The 8,176-nt window shown below is 59.7% G+C and carries 9 protein-coding genes; 7 read left to right on the top strand and 2 right to left on the bottom strand.

Translation table 11 applies throughout. The annotated features are described in order from the left end of the window. Together AC1DIH_RS27100 and AC1DIH_RS27095 are read right to left on the bottom strand one after the other, a co-directional pair. The coding region (locus tag AC1DIH_RS27100; protein WP_477773939.1) for a hypothetical protein at positions 1-66 on the bottom strand (66 nt) is incomplete at its 3' end. Positions 67-290: 224 nt separating this feature from the next. Next, complete coding sequence (locus AC1DIH_RS27095; protein ID WP_477773937.1) at positions 291-1,208, bottom strand: LysR family transcriptional regulator; 918 nt, start codon at positions 1,206-1,208, stop codon at positions 291-293. A gap of 125 nt (positions 1,209-1,333) precedes the next feature. On the opposite strand from AC1DIH_RS27095, the gene AC1DIH_RS27090 reads away from it, so the two are divergent. The 7 genes from AC1DIH_RS27090 (at position 1,334) to AC1DIH_RS27060 (ending at position 8,110) form a co-directional block, all read left to right on the top strand. Beyond that, a complete protein-coding gene (locus tag AC1DIH_RS27090) occupies positions 1,334-2,092 on the top strand; it encodes a 5-oxoprolinase subunit PxpA (protein ID WP_427546807.1) in 759 nt (252 codons plus the stop codon). A gap of 92 nt (positions 2,093-2,184) precedes the next feature. Further along, on the top strand, positions 2,185-2,430 hold the full coding sequence (locus AC1DIH_RS27085; RefSeq protein ID WP_054598042.1) for an acetyl-CoA carboxylase: 246 nt from the start codon (positions 2,185-2,187) through the stop codon (positions 2,428-2,430). A gap of 10 nt (positions 2,431-2,440) precedes the next feature. Continuing rightward, complete coding sequence (locus tag AC1DIH_RS27080) at positions 2,441-3,814, top strand: acetyl-CoA carboxylase biotin carboxylase subunit (RefSeq protein ID WP_477773936.1); 1,374 nt, start codon at positions 2,441-2,443, stop codon at positions 3,812-3,814. After that, positions 3,811-4,683 (top strand): 5-oxoprolinase subunit B family protein, encoded by an 873-nt coding sequence (locus tag AC1DIH_RS27075; protein WP_477773935.1) that lies wholly within the window; start codon positions 3,811-3,813, stop codon positions 4,681-4,683. The genes AC1DIH_RS27080 and AC1DIH_RS27075 overlap by 4 nt, the downstream gene beginning before the upstream one ends. Beyond that, on the top strand, positions 4,680-5,654 hold the full coding sequence (locus AC1DIH_RS27070) for a 5-oxoprolinase subunit C family protein (RefSeq protein ID WP_477773934.1): 975 nt from the start codon (positions 4,680-4,682) through the stop codon (positions 5,652-5,654). The genes AC1DIH_RS27075 and AC1DIH_RS27070 overlap by 4 nt, the downstream gene beginning before the upstream one ends. A 111-nt stretch (positions 5,655-5,765) precedes the next feature. Further along, complete coding sequence (locus AC1DIH_RS27065) at positions 5,766-7,088, top strand: purine-cytosine permease family protein (RefSeq protein ID WP_477773933.1); 1,323 nt, start codon at positions 5,766-5,768, stop codon at positions 7,086-7,088. 476 nt (positions 7,089-7,564) lie between these two features. Continuing rightward, positions 7,565-8,110 (top strand): DUF2867 domain-containing protein, encoded by a 546-nt coding sequence (locus AC1DIH_RS27060; RefSeq protein ID WP_477773932.1) that lies wholly within the window; start codon positions 7,565-7,567, stop codon positions 8,108-8,110. Positions 8,111-8,176: the final 66 nt, after the last annotated feature.

The raw sequence follows: 8,176 nt of genomic DNA, 5'->3' as shown, positions 1-8,176 counted from the left end.
GTCGTCGAGGCTCTCGGGAAGTAAGGTGCCTTGGCCTCGATGTTCACCTTGGATAAAGCGCTTCATGGGCGATCCCTGCGATGAAATCCTCAGAAATCATAGCAAGTGTTCGCGAAGGCGTTTTTACACACTCTGGGCCGATAGCTGCCTGTCGTGAAGGGCTGCATCCGACCCAAAACGGTCATTCGTGACGGCAGAAAACGGCCAAAATCTTCCCGTCACAACAGACCGGAAATGGCCTAAAGCGCTCATCGTAAATCCACAAGAAGAGGGCATGGTTTTCATTGTTTTCAGCGTCGCGCAGACAGCTGTTGCGGCGCCAAAAATGCATCGTGGAAATAGTTACGAAACGCCTGCATCGCCGGGCTGAATTCGCGCTCGCGATGCCACGCCAGTCCGACACTCATCGGCGTCACCTTGTCGGTGACTGTCAGGGTTTCGATGCGTTTTCCTTCCAGTGACCAGGGGCGGTGCACCAAGTCCGAGAGGATTGCCACGCCGCTGCCATTGGCGACCATGCTGCGCACCGCTTCGACTGAACTGGTGCGCACCCGCACGTTTGGCTGCTGTCGCGCGTGTTCCCAGTAGCGCATGGCACTTTGTTCGGCTTCGTCGACGGTCAGCAGAATGTAAGGTTCCTTCGCAACGTCGGCGAGGCTGACTGCCGAACGCTCGCACAGGGGATGGCGGCTGGGCAGCCATAATCGGCGCTCGGAGTTGAAGAGAATCTCCGAGACGATATCCGGGTGGGTGAGGTTCGCGGTGAGCACCACTGCCATGTCGAATCGACCTTCCAGCAGACCCTGCTCGATGGCCGTCCGTTCTTGTTCGTGGACTTCGATGGCCACGTCCGGATGCCAGTGTTCAAGCCGTTGCAGGTGATGCGGCAGGAAGTAACCGATCACCGTGTAACTCGCCGCTAAACGCAATACACCACTGGCGCGGATGTCCGGCAACGGGCTGTTCAACGCGTCATCGACGCTGCGCAAAATCACATAGGCCCTGTTCAGAAAGTGCCGTCCGGCATCGGTCAGGCTCATGCCCTGAGCCGAGCGCTGGAACAACAGCGTGCCAAGCATGCCTTCCAGTTCCTTGATCGCAGTGGTCACTGCCGACTGGGAAATATTCAGATGAATCGCCGCTTGGGAGATTTGCCCGATCTCGGCGGTGGCGACGAAATAGCGGACCTGGCGCAGGGTCAGTGACATGGGCACTCCGGATAACGAGGTATCTGTTTTTCAGAAGATACCCTATCTGTTAATAGATCTTCCCAAGGGGTTGGCCGGAATTTAACGTGGTCTGCATGAAGTCACAAGCGTCAGGAGCAAGTGTTATGCAGGCAGTAGATTTCAACTCGGACATGGGCGAAGGCTTCGGCCCATGGACCATCGGTGATGGCGTCGACAGTGAACTGATGGCTTATATCAGTTCGGCCAATATCGCCACCGGTTTTCATGCCGGCGACCCCGGCACCATGCGTCGTACCATCGAACAGGCCAAACGCCTGGGCGTGGCCATCGGCGCGCATCCGGGGTTTCGCGACCTGGTCGGTTTCGGCCGCCGGCACATTAATGCACCGGCCCAGGAGCTGGTGGACGACATGCTCTATCAGTTGGGTGCCCTGCGTGAACTCGCCCGGGTTCAAGGCGTGGCCCTGCAACACATCAAACCCCACGGCGCGCTCTACATGCACCTGGCACGGGACGAGGAAGCCGCCCGTTTGCTGGTGGAAAACCTCCAGCGCCTGGAGCCTGAGTTGCTGCTGTATTGCATGCCTGATTCAGTGATCTGGCGTGTCGCCAAGGAACTTGGCCAACCGGTGATCCGCGAGTTCTACGCCGACCGCGAGTACGACCTCAGCGGTTCCATCGTATTCACCCGCAACGTGCGGGCTTACGACCCAGCCCAGGTGGCTGCGCGGGTGCTGCGTGCCTGCCAGGAAGGCGTGGTGCGCACGGTCGAGGGTCAGGACCTGGCGATCGAATTCGATTCGATCTGTTTGCACAGCGACACACCGGGCGCGCTGGCATTGGTCGAAGCCACGCGTAACGCGCTCGATGGCGCCGGGATTCAGGTTCGCGCACCGCGCTGATGCCGGACGAAACACCTGGCACACAGACGCCAGGGTTTGAACACCGATTCATTTTTGCCTGCCTTTCTACAACTATTCCAAGAGGAACAGACATGGCCGAACACACTGTAATCACCCCGTTGCCGGGGACCTTCTACCGCAAAGCCACCCCGGAATCGGCGAACTTCGTAGAGGTCGGCGCGGGGGTCAGCGCCGACACGGTAATTGGCCTGATCGAGGTCATGAAGCAATTCTCCGAACTGACCGCCGGGACGGCCGGTCGCCTCAGTGCCTTTTTGGTAGAAGACGGTGATCCGGTGGAGCCGGGTCAAGTCGTCGCAACACTCGACGACGAGTGAGGGCGCGATCATGATCCAAGCCATTCATAAACTGCTGGTTGCCAACCGTGGCGAGATCGCCGTGCGGATTATCCGCGCCGCCAAAGAACTGGGCATTCCCACCGTTGCTGCGTGCAGCGAGGCGGACGTCGATTCCCAGGCCGCGCGCATGGCCGATGAGGTGCACATTCTTGGCCCGGCCCGTGCCGACAAAAGCTACCTGAACGTCGAGGCCTTGCTCGGCGCCTTGAAAGCCACGGGCGCCAACGCGGTGCATCCCGGTTACGGCTTTCTGTCTGAGAACGCCGATTTCGCCGAAGCGGTGGTGGCTGCCGGCGCCATTTTCGTCGGCCCGAGCGCGGAGACGATCCGGCGCATGGGCGATAAAGCCGAGGCACGGCGTACCGCACAAGCCGCTGGCGTGCCGGTGGTGCCGGGTTCGCCGGGTGAGCTGTTCGACGTCGAATCGGCGCTCAAGGCCGCCGAAGCCGTTGGCTTTCCTCTGTTGATCAAAGCCTCGGCCGGCGGTGGCGGGCGCGGTATTCGGCTGGCGGAAAACGCCGAGCAACTGGCTGAAGAGTTCCCCCGGTCCCAGCGCGAAGCCCAAGCTGCGTTCGGCAACGGCGCGGTGTATCTGGAGCGGTTTATCAGCCGGGCCCGGCATATTGAAGTGCAGGTGCTGGGCGACGGTCAGCACGCCGTGCATTTGTTTGAGCGCGAGTGTTCGCTGCAACGGCGCCGGCAGAAAATCTTCGAAGAAGCGCCGTCGCCGGTACTCAGTCAGCAGCAACGCGAGACACTCTGCGCCAGCGCCGTGCGCCTGACCGAATCCCTTGGCTATAAGGGCGCCGGGACCTTGGAATACCTGTATGACGACGTGACGGGCGAGTTCTTCTTTATTGAGATGAACACGCGGATTCAGGTGGAGCACCCAGTGAGCGAACTGATCACCGGCATCGATCTGGTCCAGGCCATGTTGCGCATTGCTGGCGGCGAGCCGTTGGGCTTCAAGCAAAGTGATATTCAGCTCAATGGCGCTGCGTTGCAAATGCGCCTGAACGCCGAAGACCCGGCGCGGGATTTCTTCCCCAGCCCGGGCCTGGTCGAGGAACTGATCTGGCCGCACGGTGAAGGCATTCGCGTAGATACTCATCTGTATCAAGGCTATCGCGTGCCGCCGTACTATGACTCGTTGCTAGCCAAGCTGATCGTTCACGGTGCTGATCGCGCCGAAACCTTGGCCCGTGCGCGGGTTGCGGTGAAGCAAACCACGCTCACGGGCATGGCCAGCACCTTATCGTTGCACGGCGAATTGCTGGAACAACCGTGGCTGCACAGCGCCGACTTCCACACCGGCACCCTGGAAACCTGGCTGGCCGAGCGCCGCCTCGGAGGTGAAGCGTGAGCAATCCCATCCGCTACAGCTTTGGCGCCGATGAGCATTTGTTTGCCGAAGTCAGTGACAGCATGTCTCTGGAAGCGTTTTTCAAAGGCATGGCGGTCACCCGTGCGGTAGAACGGCTGGCGCTGGATGGCGTGCTCGATGTGTGCCTGGCCAACGCGTCATTCCAGATTCGTTTTGACCCGGACCGTATCGCGCCTCATACCTTGCTCGAAGCCGTGAAAGGCGCAGAAGCCGAGGCAGTCGCCGAGCGCACCTTGCAGACCCGGATCATCGAAATTCCGGTGCTCTACAACGATCCCTGGACCCATGAAACCCTGATGCGTTTTCGCGATCGCCATCAGGACCCGAGCGCCACGGACCTGGAATACGCCGCACGAATCAACGGTCTGGCCGACGTCGATGCATTCATCGCGGCTCACAGTGGCGCGCCGTGGTTTGTCTCGATGGTCGGCTTCGTTGCCGGGTTGCCATTCATGTTCCAGATGGTCGAGCGCGAGCGTCAGTTGCAGGTGCCAAAATACCTGCGTCCGCGCACCGACACACCGAAATTGACCCTCGGTCACGGCGGTTGCTTTGGTTGCATTTACTCAGTGCGCGGCGCCGGCGGCTATCAGATGTTTGGCGTCACGCCTGCGCCGATCTACGACCCGCAACAGAACCTTGCGTACCTGAAAGAACACATGGTGTTTTTCCGTCCAGGCGACATCGTGCAGTTCAAACCGATGGACCGTGAAGCCTACGACCGCGCGGTGGCCGAAGTGGAAGCCGGTTGCTTTGATCTGCGGATTCGGCCGGTGGAGTTTTCGCTGGACGCGTTCCTTGCCGATCCCGTTGGCTATCCCAAGTCGTTGCAGGAGGTATTGGCATGATCAAGGTCCTCAAACCCGGCCTCGCCACTTCGGTACAAGACCTGGGCCGCGAAGGGTATTACCACTTGGGCATTCCGCCGTCCGGCGCGCTTGATCAATACGCTTTGAGCGCGGCCAATCGATTGGTCGGCAACCCAGCAGGTTTGGCGGCGCTGGAATGCACGCTGCTCGGGCCTGAGTTGGAGTTTCAGCAGGATGCATTGGTGGCGGTCAGCGGTGCGCACATGACGCCACGGGTCGATGGCGTGGAAATGCACCACGACACCGCGTTCACCGTGAAGGCCGGGCAAGTGCTGCACTTTGACTTTCCCAAGGCTGGTGCCCCCGCTTATGTGGCGGTGGCCGGCGGCATTGATGTGCCGGTGGTGCTCGGCAGTCGCTCCACCTATGCGCTGGGCGCGCTCGGCGGTTTTCAGGGGCGACGCCTGATTGCAGGCGACGAATTGCCGGTGGGCATCGCCAGTGGCAAGAGCCGCGCCGGGGCCAGTTTGCCCATGGCGTTACGGCAATCATTGGGTGGCGAAATCACCCTGCGGGTGGTGCCCGGTTTGTACTACCACCGCTTGACCGAATCGGCGGCGAAGAGCTTTTTCGCCGAGCCGTGGACGGTCGGTTCGGAAGCCGACCGCATCGGCTATCGCTTCAAGGGCGGCAGCGCGCTGAGCTTTCAGCCCCGGGAGCAGCCGTTCGGCGCCGGTTCCGATCCGTCGAACATCGTCGACAGTTGCTACCCGATCGGCTCGATCCAGGTGCCCGCCGGGCTCGAACCCATCGTGCTGCACCGTGATGCGGTGTCCGGTGGCGGCTACGCGATGATTGGCACGGTGATCAGCGCCGACCTCGATTTGATCGGCCAGATGCAACCCAACCAGAAGGCCCGCTTTGTCGCGGTAACCCTCGAAGAGGCGCTGGAAGCGCGACGTTCCTATAAGAAAAAACTCAGCTGCCTGAGCAAGCTGTTCCCTTCCTGATTCTGCCCGCCGTCTAGCGCGGGCCATGCCAAACGGTACGCCAACGCCGCACTTCGGTGCGGTGACGGCTGCCCGCGCTTCAACCTTTGACTGGTTTTGGAGTTCACGCATATGGCTGCTTTATCGCAATCGAGTCAAACCGGGCAATACCCGGCGCATCATCCTGTTCCCACCGAAGCGCGCATGGGTCGACTGTCCCTGACCATGGCCTGGTGGGCCGTGTGCAGTGCGATGTTTTATATCGTGGTGGGTGCTTCATTGGCGTTGTCGTTCGGTGCGCGCAATGCGCTGATCGGCATGGTCCTGTCGGTGATCAGTTATGGACTGGTCAACAGCGTGCTCAGCCGCTTTGCGATTCGCAGCGGTTTGTCGGTGGCGTTGTTTTCACGGCTGTTGTTCGGCAGCACCGGGGCGTGCCTGGCGACGTTGATTTTCTTCTCGACCGCGATCTATTACGCGGTGTTCGAAGGTTCGGTGATCGCCGTCGCGCTCAATCACCTGTACCCGGAACTGGTCTATCCGCTGGCGGCATTGGCGGTGGTGCTCTACAGCGTGCCGATGATCCTGGGCAGCGTGCAGCACTGGCTGGACAAGCTCAACGGCGTGTTGCTGCCGGTGTACCTCGGTGGTTTGCTGGTGGCGGTGGGGCTATCGATCAGCCGTTATGGCTACCAGCCGCAATGGCTGGATTTCGGCCCGGCAACGCCTAGTGCATTCGGCTGGTGGGATTGTTTTGTCGCCTACATGGGGGTCTGGGTGTTGATGCTGTTCACCTTCGACTATGCGCGTTTCGGCAAGCCTGAAGACGCCGAGTACCACGGTCGCTGGAACTTCGGCATGCCGTTCTACGCGGTGACGTTTCTGCTCAACGGCGCGGCGGGTATTTACCTGGTCAGCAGCATTCCCCACGAAGGCGCGCTGAACGAAGTCTCGGTGGTGATGGCGATTTTGCAGTTGATGGGCCTGTGGGGATTGCTGTTTGTCTGGGCCACGCAAACCCGGATCAACACCGCCAACTATTACTTGGCGACCCTGAACATGCAGGCGTTCTTTGCACGCTTTGGCATACGCGGTTCGTACTTGATGTGGGCGCTGACGGTTGGGGTGATCGTGTACGGCCTGATGCTCGCGGACGTGTTTACTTACATACTTAAAGCGTTGGCCTATCAGGGGATTTTCGTGGTTGCCTGGGTGGGTGTGGCGTTGGCGCAGATTGTCTACGGACGCGGTGACGTGGCAACGCTCGAACGGGTGGCCGCGTTTAACCCGGTGGGCTTGACGGCCTGGTTTGGCGCCACTGCATTGGGTCTTGCGTTGATGTTTTCCGGCGGCGGCCTGAGCAGCTTTTCCGCGCCATCTACCGTGATAGTTGCATTTGCCTTGCAAGCAGGCTTATCCCATCGAAGCCGGTTGCGGTTAAGGTTGGCAGAGTAGAGTTTTGCAGTCACTCATCCCGTACCCGCCTGCTCTAACAAGGTAGAGCGGGCAATGGGAAGCTCATTACGAATTCGCTGATGGGTTTCCAGTGACTGCTTCTGGCCGTTTTCTGCCTGCCGCGAAGTACCGTAAACGGCCTGAAGCAGCCGGCGAGTACCAACAAGCGTCGGAGATCAGTGGGGCGTTCGGTTGCGTCTACTAAGCCAGGGGCTATTCAATGCTACGCTTCCTGTGATTCGTACTCGAACCTCATCCAGGGCCAAAAAATGACAGCACTGAGGTTCTTTTTCGTGAAGTACAGATATCGCCTCAAGTCGTCGCTCGATAGCGAGTCCTGGTCCGAAGGCACAAGGCCGATACGGGCGGATAGCCAAGAAAATGCCAATGACAGTGCTAGGCAAATGCTCCCGCAGGAGATGCCAGATCATGTGGTTGAAATTTTAGACTTCAGAAACGAACCATAGGCCGCATACATGTCAACCGAACACCATCACGCAACATCTGTGTCGCTTCCTCCGGAGTCGGCGATTGCTAAGGCCTACGCATCGATGAATCTCGCCGACGCTTACTCGATCGAGCTTCCCACCGGAGCGTCAACCAATCCCGAATTGTTGGCGAGGTTCATCTTCGCTCACCAAGCGCCTTGGGTCGGCAGCCTCTTGACGGTTCGAGACGCGCTCGTAGCCGGCTTCGGCCTCAAGACAGCTAAGCATCTCGCATCACTGGATGCGGAGAGCGGAGCGGGCCGACTCGGCATCTTTATGATCTACAGCACAAGTCCAACTGAAGTCGTTCTTGGAGAAGACGACAAGCACCTGGACTTCAGGCTCTCTGTTCTATGTTCCGGTCAGTCGTCGCCGGGAGCTAAACGTCACTTGACTCTGTCGACCGTTGTTCATTGCCACAATCGCTTAGGTCGTCTCTATATTTTTCTCATTGCCCCGTTTCATCGCTTAGTCGTTCAGTCCAATCTTCGTAGTGCGGCACGGATCGGCTGGCCGTCGGCGACGGAGGCGTAAGCCAAAGTCCAAATCATCATGCGCGGCCAACTGAGGTCTAACCCTTCCCTCAACCCGGACCGCAAC

This window comes from Pseudomonas sp. 05N36, from assembly GCF_056397385.1.
Note: the sequence above shows the minus strand (reverse complement) of the source record. Positions and strands in the feature narration are given on the sequence as shown.